The organism is Enterobacter cloacae complex sp. 342H5 (assembly GCF_050030905.1).
Lineage (GTDB): Bacteria > Pseudomonadota > Gammaproteobacteria > Enterobacterales > Enterobacteriaceae > Enterobacter > Enterobacter intestinihominis.
Genome location: NZ_JBLGVB010000001.1, coordinates 1,048,076 through 1,066,865, shown reverse-complemented (window position 1 = coordinate 1,066,865; position 18,790 = coordinate 1,048,076). Strand labels below are relative to the sequence as shown.

The window sequence follows — 18,790 nt, the reverse complement described above, 5'->3', positions numbered from 1 at the left end:
TGAAAAACGTTACCACGATAAATAGCAAACTGTTGTTTTATTACAGCGGTTATTTTCAGTTCCCCGAACGTTTATAATCCTGCTTTCTTATTATTGCCACGGATCTCTTATGCGCATACTTCACACCTCAGACTGGCACCTGGGTCAAAATTTTTACAGCAAAAGCCGCGCCGCGGAACATGAAGCGTTCCTGAACTGGCTGCTGGAGACGGCTCAGGCTCACGAGGTGGACGCAATTATTGTGGCGGGCGACATTTTTGATACCGGATCGCCGCCGAGCTATGCGCGTGAGCTGTACAACCGTTTTGTGGTCAACCTCCAGCAAACCGGTTGTCACCTGGTGATTGTCGCCGGAAACCATGACTCGGTCGCGACGCTGAATGAATCCCGCGATATTCTGGCGTTCCTCAATACCACCGTGGTGGCCAGCGCCGGACACGCGCCGCAGATCCTGAAAAAACGTGACGGCACGCCGGGCGCAGTGCTATGCCCAATTCCGTTTTTACGCCCGCGCGATATCGTGCAAAGCCAGGCAGGCCTGTCCGGGAGCGAAAAACAGCAGCATCTGTTGCAGGCCATCACCCGCTATTATCACCAGCAGCATACGGAAGCCTGCGCCCTGCGCGGCGAACAGGCCATTCCTATCGTTGCCACCGGGCACCTCACCACCGTCGGGGCCAGTAAGAGTGACGCGGTGCGCGAGATTTATATCGGTACGCTGGACGCGTTTCCAGCGCAAAACTTTCCCCCCGCCGACTACATTGCCCTCGGGCATATTCACCGGGCCCAGATCGTCGGGGGATGCGAGCATATTCGCTATTGCGGCTCGCCCATTTCCCTCAGTTTTGACGAAACGGGCAAAGCCAAATCCGTGCATCTGGTGAGCTTCACCGAAGACAAACTTAGCGCCGTTGAGACGCTTGAGGTGCCGGTCACCCAGCCGCTGGCAGTGCTGAAAGGCGATCTGGCCGCCATTACCGCTCAGCTTGAGCAGTGGCGCGGCGCAGTGCTTAATCCCCCCGTCTGGCTCGATATCGAAATCGCCACCAATGACTACCTGTACGATATGCAGCGTAAAATTCAGACGCTGACGGAAGACCTTCCCGTAGAGGTGCTGCTGGTACGTCGCAGCCGCGAGCAGCGCGAGAAAATTCTGCTGAACGCCCAGCGTGAAACGCTTAGCGAACTTCGGGTTGAAGAGGTGTTCGCGCGGCGGCTTGCGCATGAAGAAGTGGACGAGGCCAGGCGCACCAGGCTTAACGAGCTGTTTGCCCATACCCTGCATTCCCTCAATGACGAGGACGAAAACGCATGAAAATTCTGAGCCTGCGTCTGAAAAATCTGAATTCGCTAAAGGGTGAGTGGAAAATCGATTTCACCGCGGAGCCTTTCGCCAGCAATGGGCTGTTTGCCATCACCGGCGCAACCGGCGCGGGTAAAACCACGCTGCTGGATGCCATCTGCCTGGCGCTTTACCACGAAACACCGCGTCTTAATAAGGTCTCTCAGGCACAAAACGACCTGATGACGCGCGATACCGCCGAATGCCTGGCTGAAGTGGAATTTGAGGTCAAAGGCGTTGCTTATCGCGCTTTCTGGAGCCAGAACCGCGCCCGCAACCAGCCAGACGGGAACTTACAGGCACCGCGCGTTGAGCTGGCCCGCTGCGAAGACGGCAAAATTCTGGCCGATAAAGTCACGGATAAGCTGGAACAAACCGCCGCACTCACCGGGCTGGACTATGGTCGCTTTACCCGCTCGATGTTGCTCTCACAGGGGCAGTTTGCCGCCTTCCTGAACGCTAAACCGAGCGATCGCGCAGAGCTGCTGGAAGAACTGACCGGCACGGAAATTTACGGCCACATTTCCGCCATGGTTTTTGAAAAACACAAAGCGGCACGCAACGCGCTGGAGATGTGCGAAGCGCAGGCCGCAGGCGTTGTGCTGCTGAGCGAGGAACAGCAGCAGCACTTGCAGCAAAGTTTGCAGGCACTTACTGACGAAGAAAAAAACCTGCTGGCACAGCAGCAGAGCCAACAGAAAGATTTTCAGTGGCTTACGCGTAAAGACGAGCTGATACGTGAGCAGCAACGCGCAGCCGCTTCGCAGCAGCAGGCGCAACAGGCTCTGACGGACGCCGCGCCGCAACTGGCGAAGCTCCAGCTGGCACAGCCCGCCGCCCAGCTACGTCCGCTGTGGGAGTATCAGCAGGAGCAGACCACCCGCCTGGCGCAGACAACAGCGCGAATAGTTGAAGTAAATACTCGCTTACTCGACAGAGCGGCGCAGCGCTCGCGTATTCGCAACGGTGCGCTGCGCAACCGTGAACAGTTGCAGACAGAACACACGGTACTGACGCAGTGGCTAACCGAACACGATCGTTTCCGTCAGTGGGGGCAGGAAATTGCCGGCTGGCGGGCGCATTTTACGCAACTGAGTCGCGATAAAAATCAGCTTGTGGCCCAGTCAGCGCGTATGGCTGAGCTTCGTCAGAAACTGGCTGAGATGCCGGAGAGTACGTTGACGCTGACGGCTGAGGATCTCGCGACGGCAATGGAGCAACAGGCACAATCGCGGGCGCTCCGCCAGCGTCTGACTGCGCTTCACGCTCGCTATCAGCCGCTGCAAAAACGGCTGCGTCAGAATGCGGAAAGCGTGCAGAAAGCGCAGGCTGAGCAGGCTAAGCTCAATGAAACGCTGATCCTACGGCGTCAGCAGTTCAAAGAGAAAAATCAGCACTATGCCGACCTGAAAGCGCTCTGTGAGCGTGAGGCAACAATCAAGGATCTTGAGAACTATCGTGCTCAGCTGGAAGCGGGTAAACCTTGCCCGCTCTGCGGTTCAAGCGAACATCCGGCAGTTGCGCAGTATCAGGCGCTTGAACTGACCGACAATCAGCGCCGCCGCGACGCGCTGGAGAAAGAGGTTGCCGCGCTAAAAGAGGAAGGATTGCTGGTGCTCGGGCAGGTGAATGCGCTCACCCAACAGATCCAGCGCGAGACAGAGGAAGTACAGGCCCTCTCTCAGGAAGAGCAAGCACTCACTAAAGAGTGGCTGGAGGTCTGCGCCTCCCTGAACATAGCGCTGAATATTCAGGATGATATTGCCCCCTGGATGAGCGAACAGGAGCAGTATGAACGCCATCTGTATCAGCTTAGCCAGCGTCTGACGCTGCAAAACCAGCTCAATGAACAGGAAGATCAGGCGCGCCAGTACCAGCAGCAGCTGACGGCGACGCGTCAGGCGCTGGCGGCCTCGCTAGAGTCGCTGTCGCTTAGCGTGCCCGATGAAGGGGCCGAAATCGCCTGGCTGAGCGCACGCGAAGCTGAATATACCCGCTGGCAGGAAAAACAGGCCCAGCACGGTACGATTCAGGAACGTATTAACGCCCTGATGCCCATCCTGGAGACGCTGCCGGATTCTGATGACGCAGAAGCCAACGCTGTTATCCCTGAGAACTGGCGCGGCATCCATGACGAATGCGTGTCGCTACAAAGCCAGTTCACCACCCTACAACAGCAGGAGACGCTTGAGCGTGAACGGCTCCAGCAATCACAGGCTCAGTTCAACGCCGCGCTGACCGCGAGCTGCTTTGCCGATCGGGACGCATTTCTCTCCGCCCTGCTGGATGAAACGTCGATCCACCAGCTTGAACAACAAAAGCAGACGCTGGAAAACCAACTCCAGCAGGCCACGGCGCTTTCGTTGCAGGCAAGCCAGCAGCTTCAGGCGCATCAGGCACAGCGCCCCGAGGGGCTGGAAACCGACGCCGCAACCCTTCAGGCGCAGTTACACCAGCTGGCGCAACAGCTTCGGGACAACACCACGCATCAGGGGGAGATCCGCCAGCAGCTCAAACAGGACGCCGATAACCGTCTGCACCAGCAGGCGCTTATGCAGCAGATTGAGGAGGCGGCGCGTCAGGCTGACGACTGGGGCTATCTCAATGCGCTGATAGGCTCCAGCACCGGCGATAAATTCCGTAAATTCGCCCAGGGGCTGACGCTGGATAATCTGGTGTGGCTTGCCAACCAGCAGCTCAACCGTCTGCATGGCCGCTATCTGCTTCAGCGTAAAGCCAGCGACGCGCTGGAGTTGGAGGTGGTTGATACCTGGCAGGCCGATGCGGTACGCGATACCCGTACCCTGTCCGGCGGGGAAAGTTTCCTCGTCAGTCTGGCGCTGGCTTTAGCGCTTTCCGATCTGGTCAGTCACAAAACGCGCATTGACTCGCTTTTCCTGGATGAAGGGTTCGGCACACTCGACAGCGAAACGCTGGACACCGCGCTGGATGCGCTCGACGCGCTGAACGCCACCGGGAAAACCATCGGCGTGATCAGCCACGTAGAGGCAATGAAAGAACGTATTCCGGTGCAGATCAAGGTGAAGAAGATCAACGGGCTGGGGTATAGCAGGCTGGACAGGGAGTTTGCGGTGCAGTAAATGGGGGATGTTGCCCTCACCCTGGCCCTCTCTCTGTGGGAGAGGGTACAAACATCAAAAACGGCAACGCAAGTTGCCGTTTTGCGTTTATTCCGGCCAGAGCCACGCCGCGCCGCGCACACCGCTGGAATCTCCATGGACGGCTTTGCGGATCGGCGTTTCGCATTCGCCCCCAAATACCCACTGTTTCACCAGCGTTGGCACCGTCGCGTACAGCCGGTCAACGTTGCTCATGCCGCCGCCCAGCACAATCACGTCCGGATCGAGGATATTGATCACATGCGCCAGTGATTTAGCCAACCGCATTTCGTAGCGGCTGAGCGCCAGTTCAGCCACCGGATCCTGCTCCTCAACCAGACGCATAATCTCGTTGCCTTTCAGCGGCTGGCCGCTCAGACGATGATAATCGGTGGCAAACCCCGTGCCGGAAATAAAGGTCTCAATACAGCCCTGCTTGCCACAGTAGCACGGCACCTCGGCACGGTATTTGAGTTCATCTTCGTCCATCCACGGTAACGGGTTGTGCCCCCACTCACCCGCGGTGCCGTTGCCGCCAATATGCGAGCGCCCACCGAAGGCCACGCCCGCCCCGCAGCCGGTACCGATAATGACCGCAAATACGGTCTGCGCGCCAGCCGCTGCGCCATCTACGGCCTCAGAGACCGCCAGGCAGTTAGCGTCATTTGCCAGACGCACTTCCCGGTTCAGACGCTGGCTTAAGTCTTTATCAAACGGCTGACCGTTGAGCCAGGTAGAGTTGGCATTTTTCACCACGCCGGTATACGGCGAAATGGAGCCGGGGATCCCCATCCCGACCGTGCCCGTCTCGCCCGTTGCCTGCTCTGCCATATCGACCAGACGGGCAATCGTCTCTATGGTCTGGTGATAATCATCGCGCGGCGTAGGCAGACGGTGGCGAAACAGTTGCTCCCCCTGCTCGCTCAACGCAATAACTTCTGTTTTGGTGCCGCCCAAATCAATCCCAATACGCACAAGACACTCCTCATTATTTTGATTATCAACAGAGTAGAAGCCCACTTCCCGATTAGCAATGCAAGCGATGCGACAATTCGTTATCATGCCCGCTGATTTAACGACAAGGCCGTGGAAATTATCATGCTGTGGTTCAAAAATTTGATGGTTTACCGTCTCAGCCGCGACGTTTCGCTGCGTGCAGAAGAGATGGAAAAACAGTTAGCCGCTTACTCCTTTACCCCTTGCGGTAGCCAGGATATGGCAAAAACCGGCTGGGTTCCGCCAATGGGTTCTCAAAGCGATGCGCTGACCCACGCCAGCAGCACGGGGCAAATCATCGTTTGCGCCCGCAAAGAAGAGAAGATCCTGCCGACGCCTGTGGTGAAGCAGGCGCTCGAAGCGAAGATCTTCAAGCTGGAAGCTGAACAGGGCCGTAAGCTTAAAAAAACCGAAAAAGATTCACTGAAGGATGAAGTGCTGCACTCGCTGCTGCCGCGCGCCTTTAGCCGCTTTAGCCAGACCATGATGTGGATCGACACCGTGAACGGGCTGATCATGGTCGACTGCGCCAGCGCCAAAAAAGCGGAAGATACGCTGGCGCTGCTGCGTAAGAGCCTTGGCTCATTACCGGTGGTACCGCTGGCACTGGAGACGCCGATTGAGCTGACCCTGACTGAGTGGGTGCGCAGCGGGACTGCCGCGCAGGGCTTCCAGATCCTTGATGAAGCAGAGCTGAAAGCGCTGCTGGAAGATGGCGGCGTGATCCGCGCGAAGAAACAGGATCTGGTGAGCGACGAGATCGCCGTGCACATTGAAGCGGGCAAAGTGGTGACTAAACTGGCACTCGACTGGCAGCAGCGCATTCAGTTTGTGATGTGTGATGACGGCTCCGTGAAGCGCCTTAAATTCTGCGATGAACTGCGCGATCAGAACGAAGATATCGACCGCGAAGATTATGCTCAGCGCTTTGACGCAGACTTTATCCTGATGACCGGCGAGCTGGCGGCGCTGATCCAGAACCTGGTGGAAGGTCTCGGCGGCGAAGCGCAGCGTTGACAGGCAAAACGTAGGCCGGGTAAGCGAATGCGCCACCCGGCATGCTTTTATTTCAGATAGCGGCACAGATAAGAGGTTGGCTCTGCAACCTGCAAATGGAACTCGCTGTGGCCCGGCACGTTGAACACCTGCCCGGCACTATAGACTTTCCACTCCGTTTCACCCGGCAGCAGGACGTTCAGCGCACCACTGACCACCGTCATCTCTTCCGCTTCTGCGGTGCCAAAGGTGTATTCCCCTTCCGCCATGACGCCGACACTGGCGCGGCCAGTGCTGCTGCTGGTAAAACCAATGGATTTCACTTTACCGGAAAAGTATTCGTTACTTTGAAGCATGAACTGGCCCTTATATTTATAGAGAAAAATCCACTATAGGGGCCATGCTCATGACCTGTCACGCAAAATCATTACACCAGCAATTCTGACGCCAGACGCGCCATCAGGACGTTAGAGAGCAGCACCGGAACATCCAGCGCCTTTTGCAGTAAATCACGATGCCGTTGATGGAAGCCCAGGCAGTCCAGCATCAGGACATCCGCCCCTCTGTCGATCAACTCCTGCCCGGCCGCAATCAGCTTCGCTTCGCTGTCCCAGAACGGGTTTGCCAGCGCGTACAACGGGGTGTGCTCCAGCGCGGCCCACTTCACCGTCTGGTTATCCAGCAGTTCTTCTACGGGAACGATAACGCCCACCTGATGACCATCAACAATTGACGCCACCAGCGGGGGGATAATCCGCATCGGTTCGAGCAGAATGGCATTACGCGCGCTGAGTCCTTTAACGGGTGCTGTGCTCATCAGCAAAATAACGTCATAGTCCTGATTGTCGAGCACTTCGATCACGCCCTGTAGCGCGCGCTCGATTTTCTGGCGCGACACATGCGCCAGTTTACCGTCACTGAGTAACGTTGCCAGGGGATCTTCCCCCTCTCCGACCGCGTAGTCTTCCATGACCTCTTCCCGACTGAGCTTCCCTAACAGACTGAGATGCGTAATTTGTTGTTCAGAGACATGCTCGGTTAAGAGCGGTAATACTTCGCTTACAGGGACCACACCAATCGTGAGGATCGCCAACGTCGCCTTCATTTTGATCGCCTTTCGTTACTACCACAACTGCCACACAAGTACAGGCTCACTACGCTGCACTGTTCATTTTTTCAACAAAACAGCACCAAGGGTAGCAGGGGATCTCTACACCGTAATGTAAAGATCGACTGGCCTTTCCGAATCCACCTGTAATAACTAAATATTAACTGCTGCTTAACATCAGCGATATGTTAAAAGTGTGATTCAGGCACGGTTGTAACGAATTCGGATTCCTGTCAGGACTTCTCGGGATCCTCATAGCGCCGTTTCGCATCCAGCGCTTCCTGTTCGGTTTCATGTTCGCTGATCAGCGAATCAGGTTTAGGGTGATCGGCACGCAGCTGGTACCAGGTTACGGTCTGATCGCCGTTACCTTTTTCAACGGTAACGATGCGGGCTTCTCGTGGATAGGGAGGTCTGGTTGGCATAGCTCATCCTTTTTTTATGTCTGAGCTATGAGTATAGACGGCTGTCAGCTGGCGCAAGCCAAACGCAGGGCGGTAATAATCTGAATCGCAACTTTCTCGGGTGACGCTGACGCATCCACAACGTGGTGTGCCGCCTCGCGGTACAGTGCATCGCGTTCGGCGAGGACCTCGCTGACCTCTTCACTCAGCGGTTTCGCGGTCAGCGCCGGGCGCTGCCCCTCTTCCGGAAACGCCTCCAGCCGCCCCACCAGCGTAGAAACCGGGGCACAGAGGTAGATTACGACACCCTTTTCGCGCATAAACTGGCGGTTATACGGCGCCAGAATAATGCCTCCACCGGTCGCAATCACGGTTGACGGCGCGGTCACCGCTTCCAGCGTGGCCGTTTCGCGCGCACGAAAGCTCTCCCACCCCTCATTCTCCACGATATCGGCGATGGTCTTACTGGCATTCTCCTGGAGCCAGTGGTCAGTATCGACAAACTGACTCTGGCACAGACGCGCCAGCTCCAGGCCAACGGTGGTTTTCCCACAGCCGCGAGGGCCAACTAAAAAGATGGGTGGGTTCATAACCAGGTGTTCCCCTTGCTGCCGGATAACTGAAGGCTGTAAAGAAATGATTGCAGAAGATGTTGCGCTAACTTTACTGCAAAGCGGTACGGAATGACAAGCCTGTGGAAGCCACACTGTACCACAAAACAGCCCGGAGGTGGGCTACGCCGGGCGGCGCTTCACTTCCAGCAGCCATTTATCCAGCTCGGCGGCAAACTGCTGGCGATCGCGCTGCGACAGGCTGTCCGGCCCACCGGTTTGCACGCCGCTGGAACGCAGGGTATCCATAAAATCACGCATGGTGAGCTTCTCCCGGATCGTTGCCGGCGAATAGCGTTCTCCGCGCGGGTTAAGCGCCGCGGCCCCCTTCGCCAGCACGTCGGCAGCCAGCGGGATATCCGCCGTGATCACCAGATCTCCTGCGTCACACAGGCGTACTATCTCGTTATCTGCCACGTCGAACCCGGCCGGCACGCGCAGAGAACGAATGAACCTGGAGGGCGGCACGCGGATATTCTGGTTCGCCACCAGCGTCATCGGCATCTGCACCCGCTCGGCGGCGCGGAATAAAATCTCTTTAATCACATTCGGACACGCGTCCGCATCAACCCAAATCGCCATAGTGTCTCCCCATTATGATTCTGGCGACTATTGTCGCCTGCATTTCGTTGTTAAGCTATCAATGAGAGATAACAACGCATAATAACGGAGAGACGTGATGGATAAGAAAATCGGGTTTATCGGCTGCGGAAACATGGGTAAAGCTATCCTCGGTGGACTGATAGCCAGCGGCCAGGTGCTGCCGGGGCAGATTTGGGTCTTCACCCCATCCCCGGATAAAGTCGCGGCGCTGCGTGATGAGTATGGTATCAACGCCGCCGAAAGCGCGCAGGAAGTGGCTCAGGTGGCGGACATTGTCTTTGGCGCCGTTAAGCCGAATATCATGATTAAAGTCCTGAGCGAGATCACCTCCAGCCTGAACAAAGAGAGCCTGGTGGTGTCGATTGCCGCAGGCGTGACCCTCGACCAGCTCGCCCGCGCGCTGGGGCACGACCGTAAGATTGTTCGCGCCATGCCAAACACCCCGTCGCTGGTAAATGCCGGTATGACCTCCGTTACCCCGAACGCGCTGGTTACTTCTGAAGAGGTGGCGGATGTATTGAACATTTTCCGCTGCTTTGGCGAAGCGGAAGTGATTGCCGAACCGATGATCCACCCGGTTGTCGGCGTGAGTGGTTCTGCCCCGGCGTATGTCTTTATGTTTATCGAAGCCATGGCCGATGCCGCCGTACTTGGCGGTATGCCGCGCGCGCAGGCCTACAAATTTGCGGCGCAGGCGGTGATGGGCTCGGCCAAAATGGTGCTGGAAACGGGTAAACATCCGGGCGAACTGAAAGATATGGTGTGCTCGCCGGGTGGCACAACCATTGAAGCCGTGCGCGTGCTGGAAGAGCGCGGGTTCCGCTCCGCCGTGATCGAGGCGATGGAAAAATGCATGGAAAAATCAGAGAAGCTGAGTAAGTCCTGATGCGTTACGCCGGGCGTCAGGCGGCCACTTCGGTGCGACCCCGTCCGGCATTTTTGGCTTTATAGAGGGCCACGTCCGCGGCCTTTAGCCATTCACGATAGTGCGTGAACTGCGCCCCCCAGGGGGCAACCCCAACGCTGATACACAACCTCGCCATAGGTGCTCCGTGCAGCGGCATGTTGACCAGCCTTTCATGGACGCGCGCCATCGCCGCAATCGCGTTGTCGGCAGGCGTGCCTGACATGATCACCGCGAACTCATCTCCCCCGAAGCGGCCAATATAATCGCCTGCGCGCAGGGTCAGCTGAAGCTGGCGCGTGATGGCGACAATCGCTTCATCCCCCACGTCATGCCCCCAGGTGTCGTTGATCGTCTTGAAGTGATCGATATCGATGAGCAGTATCGTCGCCTGTCGATGGCTGCGACGGCAGGCCTCAAATTCGTTACGCAGCAACGTTTCCCAGTGACGGCGATTGAACACGCCGGTCATTCCGTCGCGGGTACTCATCAGCTCAAGCCGACGCTTATGCTCTGCCAGCCGGATCGCCGTGCGGTGACTGAGCCAGGCAAACAGCATGGGGTAGACCACCAGCACGGGGAGCGTCAGCCACAACGCCAGCGGTTCAGAGGTCAATAGCACAGGAGTACCCGTGGATTGCACGGTGAGCAGGGCAGACAGAGCAAGCAGCGCAAGTCCTGTCAGAAATAAGCGGCATCCCCCCGATCCCATCATGTTCATGCCGATCATCACGATCAGCGCCGCCGTTGGCAGCGCATTGAACCCTATTAATCCCATCCAGACGCCAGCAATGATGGCATCGATTTTCAGATTAACGATTTCACCGCTGTGGGGGCAGGTCGAACGAAAAGCCAGCTGCCAGGCCAGATGGGGCCAGACAAAGACCCAGCCCACCAATAGCAACCACCAGACGCCAGAAAGAAGCTGACTCACCAGAACGCTGGCAAGCGGAACAAACAGCGCCGCCAGACCAACGATGCGTGCCAGCCGTATTCGCCGGGCAAATCGCAGACCGGAACGGTATGAGTCATCCTGAGAAAGCTGCTGATACCACGCTTCCCGAATGTTCTCGTGATTGTCATAAAACTCATCATTCATCATTTTTGGGAATATTCTGAAACATTTTCCCAAATTATAGAGAGGGGGATAGCGGGGAAAGTATGAAATTTTGGGTGAGCCACAGCCGTGACTCACCCGTTAGCACTACGCCTGTTTTTTCAGGCACGCGCTCATAAACTTGCTGCGATCGTCGCCTTTAAGCATCTGCTGTGTCGCCTGGGCATTGCACTCGCGCATTTTTTGCTGCTGCGGGGTCAGGCTTTTTTCACCCGGTTTGGTCGTACCATTTTTAAGGCAGTCGCTCATATACGTTTTACGGGCATCCCCTTTCAGACTTTGCGAGGTCGCCTGTTGGTTACAGGTCGTCATGCGCTGCTGCTGGGGCGTTAACGTTTTCTCTTCCGCATGTGCTGAGGCGATCAGACACAGGCCAGAGAGCAGGGTAACCAGTATTGTTGTTTTCATTGCACCATCCTTTATGTGAAGTTCCACGTTAAGTCTGGTTCGTTACGGGAAAAAAACCACCCTGCGGCCATGATTTTCACCGTGATTCAGGGTTATTTCAGTCCCGTCACAGCGCGATTATTATTAACCGGTTTCGCAGGAACGGAGGAGGTAATTACGAGCGAGTTTAATGCGGTGAAAAGTGTGCTCTGCTTCATTTTAATTTCCCCATGGTAACGGGGTAAAAATAAAAACAGAGCGACGCCAGGCATCCTGCATGACAATTCTGTGACACGTCATTTCACCTCTGGCCGGTTAACTGCGAGGATGCCTTAAAAGCTTCTTTACGTATTGCTGAAGCAGCTCCGCGTCCTCTGCGGGCACCTGTGAATCAGGGCGAGCTTTTTCCAGCGCGCCTTCAACGTTGTCGATCAACGCCTCCTGCTCTGGTTTTGCCATCTGTCGCAGCAGCGCCGTCACAACGATCTCCAGCGCCTCGACCTGGGCAACCAGCTCTTTCGACTCTTCTTCCTTTTGGGCAAGCTTAACCAACAACTCAGCAATGAGATTTTTCATGGTGCTATGTCCTTATGTGATTTCCCCTGAAATTAACACCCTCACTGAATAATGAAAAGCATGGATTGCTTTTATCTTATGCAAAAGTGACATTGCTGCCAAAAAAGATATTTCGGAGCGCAAGCGAAACGTTTTTCTAAAAGACAGGAGCCGCATTTCGTTATATAAAAATGCGGCCATCATAAGAATTAATAATATATTATCGTGTTTGTCGGCCTGACTTTGCCTCAGCGATTCGCCGGCGACGGCGCAAGGCTAAGGCCAGTTGAATAATATTAAGAAGCACCACTACCGCCGTCGCGGCAAATACCCAGCGGAAACCCGCCATCGCCGAGACCGAGGCGCCAATAAGCGGGCCCGCTACGTTGCCTAAATACATGAACGACTGGTTGTAGCCAAAAATGCGGCCGGTTACCTGGTCACTGGAATATTTCACCAGCAGCGTCTGTACAGCGGGCAGCATAGCACCATCCGCGAAGCCAAGCAGGAAGCGCAACACCCCGAGCTGAAGCGGTGTTGTGACGAACGACATGGCAAAGAAAAGGATCACCGCAATGATGAGCGTTGCCATCAGAATGCGTGCCGTACCGATCCTGTCGCCCAGTTTCCCCAGACGCGGAGCGGACATCAGCGCCGACACGCCCGGCACGGCGGCAATCATCCCGCTCAGAAAAGCAATGTTGCTGCTGTCCGGTGCCATCGACTTGATAAACAGCGCCAGAATCGGTCCCACCGAGCCGTTACAGAGCTGGATCACCATCGTTGTCACAAAAAGGCTAATCATCAGGCCAGGATAAGGTAGCGAGGCGAAAACCGCCTTTCCGCTCAGGCGTTCTGATTTGCTGACGACAGGCCGACCGCCCTCTTTTATCAGAAAAAGGGTGACCAAAAAGCTGACCGTTAGCAGGATGGCGGTAATGATAAAGACCGCACGCAGCCCAACATGGTCAGCCAGGAAGCCGCCGAGCAGGGGGCCGCCAATTACACCGCTAATCTGGGCAGTGGAAAGCGTGCTGAGTGCCCAGCCGCTCCGCTCGCGCGGTACCTGTGAGGCCACCAGCGCCATGGCATTCGGAATGTACCCGGAGGTCAGCCCCATTATCGCCCGCAGAATAAACAGCTGCCAGACGTTGGTGGCGAAGGCCTGGAGCAAAATGGCTATCGCCATCCCCAGCGAGGCGCGGAGCAGCATCAACTTGCGCCCCTTGCGATCCGCAAGGCTGCCCCACATCGGTGACACAATAGCGGACACCAGAAACGTCACGCTGAACGTCAGGCCGGACCACATAGAGAGCGCTTCATGGGAAGTGACCCCCAGCTGCGACACGTAAAGCGGCAGGAAGGGCAATATCTGGCTGATAGCCAGTCCGGTGAAGAAGCAGCCGAACCAGACTGAAATGAGGTTAACTTTCCAGGATTCCATAACAGAAATAGTCTTCATTTTTAGGCGAATTCGCCGACAGATTAGCAAGTTACGCGCAATGACATAGCGCCAGAGATGCGGCCTTGCAGACTTTGGTGTTTTATCTTCCCAGTCATCATATTTGTGAGATAAGTCACAATCTATCCAATTTTCGGCGGAAGATTATGCTTCATCGACATAAGCCATAGCCGCGCATTCCCAGATGGAAATGGTTGGCATGGGCGGCATTGTAGTCCGGCCCCAGACCGTTACCGTAATAGCCGCAGCTTGCCGACAGCAGGGCCTGTAGCCAGGGCTGCGTCTTTTCCGCTTTCCAGCCGTTGAGGACGGTAACACGCTGTCCGTTTGCCAGCCTGAAAGCGCTGATATCCAGCGCATCCGCCGTGGCATGTTCGCTGCGCCGCGCATCCGGGCGGCTGTAGATATTGCGGCAGGCGAAGCTGCCCAGATGTTCAATACGCGTAAGCTCGCTGCCGGTCCAGGTTTTGGTGAGCGGCCGGGCCTGCTGGCTGACAAACAGCGCCGAGCTTAACGCCAGCGGGCAACTGGCAAGGAAGCTGCTGTTCAGGCTCACTGGGCCAAAATCGCGCACGCGCACCACGTTACTCAGCGGACATTCCCCGGCGCTGTCAGCGACCGCCTGGGTACGGATAAGCTGGCGTTGATTCGCCTGCGCTAACAGGTTTTCGCACGCCTGCGGCGTTAAGCGCCGGAGTTTAAACTGGGTTATTTTTCCTGGCGGATCGTCAAGCGTAAGCGGCACGAAAGGGTTGTAATGCGGCGGCAACCAGCGGTAGCCCACCGTGGCGATCCCGGCAATAACAATAAGAATAAGCAGACCTTTTCCTTTCACGCGCCCCCCTTCAACATCCCTCAAAACATTATGGCAGAAGGCCGCGAAACCCGCCGGGCATCGTGGTATGTTATTGGCTTTTCGTCAGACTGGAAGAGAGTGAGATGGCAAAGCAGCGCGTAGGTATTGTCTTTGGGGGAAAATCATCAGAGCACGAGGTGTCATTGCAATCGGCTAAAAATATCGTTGATGCGATTGATAAAAGCCGTTTTGACGTGGTGCTGCTGGGCATTGATAAACAGGGCCAATGGCATGTTAACGATGCCAGCCAGTATCTGTTACACGCTGACGATCCGGCGCGCATCGCCCTTAATCCTTCTGATATCAGCGTCGCAACGGTTCCAGGCGTGGCACAGGGACAGCTTATCGATGCCGGGAACGCGCAGGCGCTGGCACAGATTGACGTGGTGTTCCCTATCGTTCACGGCACGCTGGGCGAAGACGGCTCCCTGCAAGGCATGTTGCGGATGGCGAACCTGCCGTTTGTCGGCTCCGATGTGCTGGGTTCTGCCGCCTGCATGGATAAAGACGTCACTAAACGTCTGCTGCGCGACGCCGGTCTGAATATTGCACCGTTCGTCACGCTCACTCGCGCCAACCGCGATAAACACAGCTTCGCGCAGATCCAGGCGCAACTCGGCCTGCCGCTGTTCGTGAAACCGGCGAATCAGGGCTCGTCCGTCGGCGTCAGCAAAGTCACCAGCGAAGCACAGTTTAACGATGCCGTTCGTCTGGCCTTTGAGTTTGACCACAAGGTGGTGGTTGAGCAGGGAATTAACGGGCGCGAAATTGAGTGCGCCGTACTGGGTAACGACTTCCCGCAGGCGAGTACCTGTGGTGAAGTGGTGCTGAATAGCGGCTTCTACTCCTACGACACCAAATATATTGACGACAAAGGTGCCCAGGTTGTGGTTCCCGCCGCGCTCGATCCTGACGTTAACGACAAGATCCGGGCGATCGCCGTTGAAGCCTATCAGGCGCTGGGATGCAGTGGGATGGCGCGCGTCGATGTGTTTCTGACGGCGGATAACGAGGTGGTGATTAACGAAATCAACACCCTGCCGGGCTTTACCAATATCAGCATGTACCCGAAATTGTGGCAGGCCAGCGGAATAAGCTATCCGGAACTGATCACCCGCCTGATTGAACTGGCGCTGGAGCGTCACGCCGCTGACAGCGCCCTGAAAAGCTCTGTTAACTGACGGTTAGTCGGCTTTCTCTGCCGTCGTCTCATCGGGACGACGGCGGATAATGAATCCCGCCAGCCAGAAACTGATTACCCAGGTCACCAGCCCAACCGCATAGGTTTGCCAGCCCTTCGCTTCAAATCCCAGCAGCCCGACAACACCGTTGAGTATAAAGATCAGCCCGATCGCAAAGGCGTAGTAATGCCAGTCACGGCGTAGTTTGGAAGTGAGCTTCATGACAACTCCGGCAGAAAAAAAACTATCCTCTCACAGTTTGATAAAGCCGTCTGTGGCGGATACGTAAATTCTGAAAAGCAGCGTAGTTTCACTTATGTTATCAATTTGTGACGTGATGCAGAAATCGACAATCCAGGAGAAATCCTGAGCCGAATTTCCCACGATTCTGATATTGACAAATGCTATGACCTGTCACACTCACCCTGTACGACGCGTATTAAAACAGAGTGATATTTTCGGGAGGTCTTATGGCAGACTTTACATTGTCGAAACCGATTTTTGGCGGAAAACAACCAAAAACCTCCACGGCGGGGAATATTGCCTATGCCCTGTTTGTTCTGTTTTGTTTCTGGGCAGGAACCCAACTGCTGAACATGCTGGTGCATGCCCCTGGCGTGTATGAGCATCTGATGCAGGTGCAGGATACCGGCCGCCCGCGCGTTGAAATCGGTTTAGGCGTGAGCACCGTATTCGGGCTCATTCCCTTCCTCGCGGGCAGCATGGTTCTGGGCGTGATTGCGCTCGTGCTGCGCTGGCGCAACCGCCACTGATTACAGTCCCATACAGCGAGCCCGACGATCGTCCACGCGTTTTGCGAACCATGCGGTCGTCAGGTTACGCGTGATCTTCGGGCTTTCAAGCTGAATGCCTGGCAGAATGGCTCTGGGTAGTGCCTTTCCACTTTTCTTCTCTGCAAGCGCGAAAACCTGCTTATACAGATCCGTTTTCTCAAACGCCAGGCTGTCACCCTTCTCCAGCTGTCGGCGAATGTCACTGTTGCTCATCTCCAGTTTCGTCGAAATTTTTCGCACTGCCCGTTCGGTGGACCCTGCCTCGCTGCTGCCGTATGCAATGAGATCGCCATCCAAAGCGAGCTTCACACCGCTGGCGCGGCTTACCGCATTCTGGAAGGCTGCATTTCGGCTGGCATACCAGCCCGCGTTAAAGTCGGCAAAACGATACAGCGGTTTATCGTAGTTGGCCGGATAATTCAGCAGGTGATACGTCCCAAACCACAGCCCACCGCGCAGGGAGAAGACTTCCTGACGCACCGTACCGTCGATATCCCACGGATAGCCGTCGGTATGCTTTTCCGCAAATGCGATGCTTACCTGCATCGGACCGCCGGTATGTACCGGATTCAGCGAGCCAAACAGCTTCTGCCCCATCGGAACCATATTGATGAAATCATCGAAAATGGCGCTGAGCTGCCTCTCGGTTTTCACCGTATCCAGCCGTTCGCTGTAGCTTTTACCGTTTGGCGAGGTGATTTTAAGGGCGGTATGTACCAGGAAAACTGGGATATGCATCGATTCAGCCCGGCGGTCGATCTCCTTCCAGGCGATTTTGTTCAGGCCAGGCACAACAGGATCTGACTGATACATCGATTCCTGCTGCGCCACCGCCAGCACCGAGCAGATGTTCTCCTCGGTAGGCGCGATCTTCTGACTTTTGAAGGTCGTTGCCAGCGCATCAGCCCACTCACTGCGATCCTTCACGCTGGCGGGCATTTTTTGCCGCACCACGCTCGCCACATCAACGGGCTTCTCCCCTTCTTTGAGCGGGGCGGCCCCTTTCTCGGCACAGCCCGCCAGCACGACGGCGGCGAGTAACGTCAGCGGTAATGCACGTGGTACGGCAAATGGCATAGCAATTCCTTTTTAACCTAATGTATGGGTGACTTCCTGCAAATCCTTATCGTCCAGCTCACGCTCGAAACTGCGTAAACGTTTGTAGATGGACATCAGCTCCACCAGCGTAGTCCAGGAGCTAATCAGGTACTGGAACGAACCGCGAACCTGACCAAAAACGTTGGTGATCTGGGTCATCAGACCGAGCGTAATCGTACCCGCAACGATGGACGGGAACAGCAGGAACAACCCGAAAACGTTATCAACCTGAAGATAAAGGATGCGCGCGATATTGAAATACATGTAATGGAAATAGAGGCGGAAGTAATTACGACGTACGGCGCCAAACAGCTCACGCACGGTAGGCGGTGACGCACGGTTGGGATCGTCTTCACCATACACCAGCTCTTTACGGTAGGCCGCTTCCACGCGCTGGTTTTTAAATTCCAGCCCCGGCAGCTTGATCCCCACCACTGCCAGCAGTCCCGTTCCCATCAGCGACCAGACAATCGCGGCAATGACCAGGCCGTACGGCAGATGGCCGACAATCGGCAGTTCCGGAACGTGGGATGAGAGCGTCACCAGCACCGGCAGGAAGGCGATCAGCGTCATGATGGCATTAATAAAGCTAACGCCCATATCTTCGAGTGTAGAGGCAAAACGCATGGTGTCTTCCTGCACACGCTGTGCGGCACCTTCGATATGACGCAGGTGCTGCCAGTGCGCCATATAGTGTTCGTTCATCGCGGTACGCCAGCGGAACACATAGTGACTGACGAAAAAGTTATTCATCACGCCGATCACCACGGCGATGAGGGCGATGCCGAGGAAGATCCCCACCTCATGGTAGAACTGGTTAATGGTCACTTTATGCGGCGAACTCAGCGCCGTCTGGATCAGATCGTAAAACGGCGCATACCAGGCGTTGACTGCCACGCCCACTTCCACCAGGAACCAGGTGACAAAGATGATTAACGACGTGCCGAGAATCGACCAGTATTGCCAGCGGTGAGGCGAATAGATAAACCAGAACATGGCAAAAAGCCCCACGCAGAGCATGTAATAGGCGTAGAAAAGCAGATAGCTCATGGACCAGAAGCGCGCAGCGCTAATGGGAATGTCGCCCGTTGCCCCCGTAAGACGGGTCAGCCACGCGCCGCCACCGGCCTGCCAGAAAATGACAGCCAGCAGTGCCCAAATAAATGCCGACAGGAAAAAGGGCCCCGGCTTTGGGAAAAAAGACTTAAACATTGTGCTTCCTTCTTGTTGTTATGGCTGTTGCTGTGTTTAACATAT

At 55.9% G+C, this 18,790-nt stretch carries 20 protein-coding genes; 6 read left to right on the top strand and 14 right to left on the bottom strand.

All coding sequences use genetic code 11. The features are described 5' to 3' along the window. The first annotated feature begins 109 nt into the window (after positions 1-109). Complete coding sequence (sbcD, locus tag ACQG03_RS05200; protein ID WP_063163708.1) at positions 110-1,315, top strand: exonuclease subunit SbcD; 1,206 nt, start codon at positions 110-112, stop codon at positions 1,313-1,315. Beyond that, entirely contained in the window at positions 1,312-4,443 is a 3,132-nt protein-coding gene (sbcC, locus tag ACQG03_RS05195) for an exonuclease subunit SbcC (RefSeq protein WP_063163709.1), read from the top strand. Before sbcD ends, sbcC begins: the two co-directional genes overlap by 4 nt. An 87-nt stretch (positions 4,444-4,530) precedes the next feature. Here the strand turns inward: sbcC and mak are convergent, their stop codons facing one another. After that, positions 4,531-5,436: a fructokinase gene (gene mak / locus ACQG03_RS05190; protein WP_003859127.1), complete on the bottom strand. Its 906-nt coding sequence runs from the start codon at positions 5,434-5,436 to the stop codon at positions 4,531-4,533. Positions 5,437-5,559: 123 nt separating this feature from the next. On the opposite strand from mak, the gene rdgC reads away from it, so the two are divergent. Continuing rightward, positions 5,560-6,474, top strand: coding sequence for a recombination-associated protein RdgC (gene rdgC, locus ACQG03_RS05185; RefSeq protein WP_006809928.1), 915 nt, complete (start codon positions 5,560-5,562; stop codon positions 6,472-6,474). A 47-nt stretch (positions 6,475-6,521) separates the two neighbouring features. Here rdgC and ppnP read toward each other — a convergent pair whose 3' ends face one another. From ppnP to ACQG03_RS05160, 5 genes are all read right to left on the bottom strand, one after another. Further along, positions 6,522-6,809: a pyrimidine/purine nucleoside phosphorylase gene (gene ppnP, locus ACQG03_RS05180; protein ID WP_003859131.1), complete on the bottom strand. Its 288-nt coding sequence runs from the start codon at positions 6,807-6,809 to the stop codon at positions 6,522-6,524. Positions 6,810-6,880: 71 nt separating this feature from the next. Continuing rightward, the gene (locus ACQG03_RS05175) at positions 6,881-7,558 is read right to left on the bottom strand and encodes an AroM family protein (protein WP_003859133.1); all 678 of its coding nucleotides are present in this window, start codon (positions 7,556-7,558) and stop codon (positions 6,881-6,883) included. A 236-nt stretch (positions 7,559-7,794) separates the two neighbouring features. Further along, entirely contained in the window at positions 7,795-7,986 is a 192-nt protein-coding gene (gene yaiA / locus ACQG03_RS05170; RefSeq protein WP_003859135.1) for a protein YaiA, read from the bottom strand. Positions 7,987-8,030: 44 nt separating this feature from the next. Then, entirely contained in the window at positions 8,031-8,555 is a 525-nt protein-coding gene (aroL, locus tag ACQG03_RS05165; RefSeq protein WP_063163710.1) for a shikimate kinase AroL, read from the bottom strand. A gap of 144 nt (positions 8,556-8,699) precedes the next feature. After that, the gene (locus tag ACQG03_RS05160) at positions 8,700-9,158 is read right to left on the bottom strand and encodes a YaiI/YqxD family protein (RefSeq protein ID WP_022647211.1); all 459 of its coding nucleotides are present in this window, start codon (positions 9,156-9,158) and stop codon (positions 8,700-8,702) included. Positions 9,159-9,255: 97 nt separating this feature from the next. Between ACQG03_RS05160 and proC the strand changes: the two genes are divergently transcribed. Then, positions 9,256-10,065, top strand: coding sequence for a pyrroline-5-carboxylate reductase (gene proC, locus ACQG03_RS05155; RefSeq protein WP_023305563.1), 810 nt, complete (start codon positions 9,256-9,258; stop codon positions 10,063-10,065). Positions 10,066-10,081: 16 nt separating this feature from the next. Here the strand turns inward: proC and adrA are convergent, their stop codons facing one another. From adrA to ACQG03_RS05130, 5 genes are all read right to left on the bottom strand, one after another. After that, a complete protein-coding gene (gene adrA, locus ACQG03_RS05150; protein ID WP_023305562.1) occupies positions 10,082-11,185 on the bottom strand; it encodes a diguanylate cyclase AdrA in 1,104 nt (367 codons plus the stop codon). Positions 11,186-11,287: 102 nt separating this feature from the next. Then, on the bottom strand, positions 11,288-11,608 hold the full coding sequence (gene psiF, locus ACQG03_RS05145) for a phosphate starvation-inducible protein PsiF (protein ID WP_022647208.1): 321 nt from the start codon (positions 11,606-11,608) through the stop codon (positions 11,288-11,290). Positions 11,609-11,902: 294 nt separating this feature from the next. Then, positions 11,903-12,163 carry an anti-adapter protein IraP gene (gene iraP, locus ACQG03_RS05140; RefSeq protein ID WP_003859148.1) on the bottom strand — a complete coding sequence of 87 codons (261 nt, stop codon included), beginning with the start codon at positions 12,161-12,163 and terminating at the stop codon, positions 11,903-11,905. Positions 12,164-12,362: 199 nt separating this feature from the next. Further along, a complete protein-coding gene (locus ACQG03_RS05135) occupies positions 12,363-13,586 on the bottom strand; it encodes a multidrug efflux MFS transporter (protein WP_063163711.1) in 1,224 nt (407 codons plus the stop codon). A gap of 169 nt (positions 13,587-13,755) precedes the next feature. After that, entirely contained in the window at positions 13,756-14,439 is a 684-nt protein-coding gene (locus tag ACQG03_RS05130; protein ID WP_023305560.1) for an extensin family protein, read from the bottom strand. 104 nt (positions 14,440-14,543) lie between these two features. On the opposite strand from ACQG03_RS05130, the gene ddlA reads away from it, so the two are divergent. After that, positions 14,544-15,641 (top strand): D-alanine--D-alanine ligase, encoded by a 1,098-nt coding sequence (gene ddlA / locus ACQG03_RS05125; protein ID WP_063163712.1) that lies wholly within the window; start codon positions 14,544-14,546, stop codon positions 15,639-15,641. A 3-nt stretch (positions 15,642-15,644) separates the two neighbouring features. Here ddlA and ACQG03_RS05120 read toward each other — a convergent pair whose 3' ends face one another. Next, on the bottom strand, positions 15,645-15,863 hold the full coding sequence (locus ACQG03_RS05120; RefSeq protein WP_022647204.1) for a DUF2754 domain-containing protein: 219 nt from the start codon (positions 15,861-15,863) through the stop codon (positions 15,645-15,647). A gap of 248 nt (positions 15,864-16,111) precedes the next feature. Here ACQG03_RS05120 and ACQG03_RS05115 point away from each other — a divergent pair, with 248 nt between their 5' ends. After that, positions 16,112-16,414, top strand: a complete 303-nt coding sequence (locus ACQG03_RS05115) for a DUF2755 family protein (protein WP_003859159.1) — start codon at positions 16,112-16,114, stop codon at positions 16,412-16,414. Here ACQG03_RS05115 and ACQG03_RS05110 read toward each other — a convergent pair whose 3' ends face one another. Next, positions 16,415-17,512 (bottom strand): DUF1615 domain-containing protein, encoded by a 1,098-nt coding sequence (locus tag ACQG03_RS05110; protein ID WP_063163713.1) that lies wholly within the window; start codon positions 17,510-17,512, stop codon positions 16,415-16,417. 12 nt (positions 17,513-17,524) lie between these two features. Further along, positions 17,525-18,745 (bottom strand): peptide antibiotic transporter SbmA, encoded by a 1,221-nt coding sequence (gene sbmA, locus ACQG03_RS05105; RefSeq protein ID WP_022647202.1) that lies wholly within the window; start codon positions 18,743-18,745, stop codon positions 17,525-17,527. Positions 18,746-18,790: the final 45 nt, after the last annotated feature.

Coding starts and splice junctions, on each gene's coding strand:
- sbcD (WP_063163708.1), top strand. CDS start 110: ATGCGCATACTTCACACCTCAGACTGGCACCTGGGTCAAAATTTTTAC.
- sbcC (WP_063163709.1), top strand. CDS start 1,312: ATGAAAATTCTGAGCCTGCGTCTGAAAAATCTGAATTCGCTAAAGGGT.
- rdgC (WP_006809928.1), top strand. CDS start 5,560: ATGCTGTGGTTCAAAAATTTGATGGTTTACCGTCTCAGCCGCGACGTT.
- ppnP (WP_003859131.1), bottom strand. CDS start 6,809: ATGCTTCAAAGTAACGAATACTTTTCCGGTAAAGTGAAATCCATTGGT.
- ACQG03_RS05175 (WP_003859133.1), bottom strand. CDS start 7,558: ATGAAGGCGACGTTGGCGATCCTCACGATTGGTGTGGTCCCTGTAAGC.
- yaiA (WP_003859135.1), bottom strand. CDS start 7,986: ATGCCAACCAGACCTCCCTATCCACGAGAAGCCCGCATCGTTACCGTT.
- aroL (WP_063163710.1), bottom strand. CDS start 8,555: ATGAACCCACCCATCTTTTTAGTTGGCCCTCGCGGCTGTGGGAAAACC.
- ACQG03_RS05160 (WP_022647211.1), bottom strand. CDS start 9,158: ATGGCGATTTGGGTTGATGCGGACGCGTGTCCGAATGTGATTAAAGAG.
- proC (WP_023305563.1), top strand. CDS start 9,256: ATGGATAAGAAAATCGGGTTTATCGGCTGCGGAAACATGGGTAAAGCT.
- adrA (WP_023305562.1), bottom strand. CDS start 11,185: ATGATGAATGATGAGTTTTATGACAATCACGAGAACATTCGGGAAGCG.
- psiF (WP_022647208.1), bottom strand. CDS start 11,608: ATGAAAACAACAATACTGGTTACCCTGCTCTCTGGCCTGTGTCTGATC.
- iraP (WP_003859148.1), bottom strand. CDS start 12,163: ATGAAAAATCTCATTGCTGAGTTGTTGGTTAAGCTTGCCCAAAAGGAA.
- ACQG03_RS05135 (WP_063163711.1), bottom strand. CDS start 13,586: ATGGAATCCTGGAAAGTTAACCTCATTTCAGTCTGGTTCGGCTGCTTC.
- ddlA (WP_063163712.1), top strand. CDS start 14,544: ATGGCAAAGCAGCGCGTAGGTATTGTCTTTGGGGGAAAATCATCAGAG.
- ACQG03_RS05120 (WP_022647204.1), bottom strand. CDS start 15,863: ATGAAGCTCACTTCCAAACTACGCCGTGACTGGCATTACTACGCCTTT.
- ACQG03_RS05115 (WP_003859159.1), top strand. CDS start 16,112: ATGGCAGACTTTACATTGTCGAAACCGATTTTTGGCGGAAAACAACCA.
- ACQG03_RS05110 (WP_063163713.1), bottom strand. CDS start 17,512: ATGCCATTTGCCGTACCACGTGCATTACCGCTGACGTTACTCGCCGCC.
- sbmA (WP_022647202.1), bottom strand. CDS start 18,745: ATGTTTAAGTCTTTTTTCCCAAAGCCGGGGCCCTTTTTCCTGTCGGCA.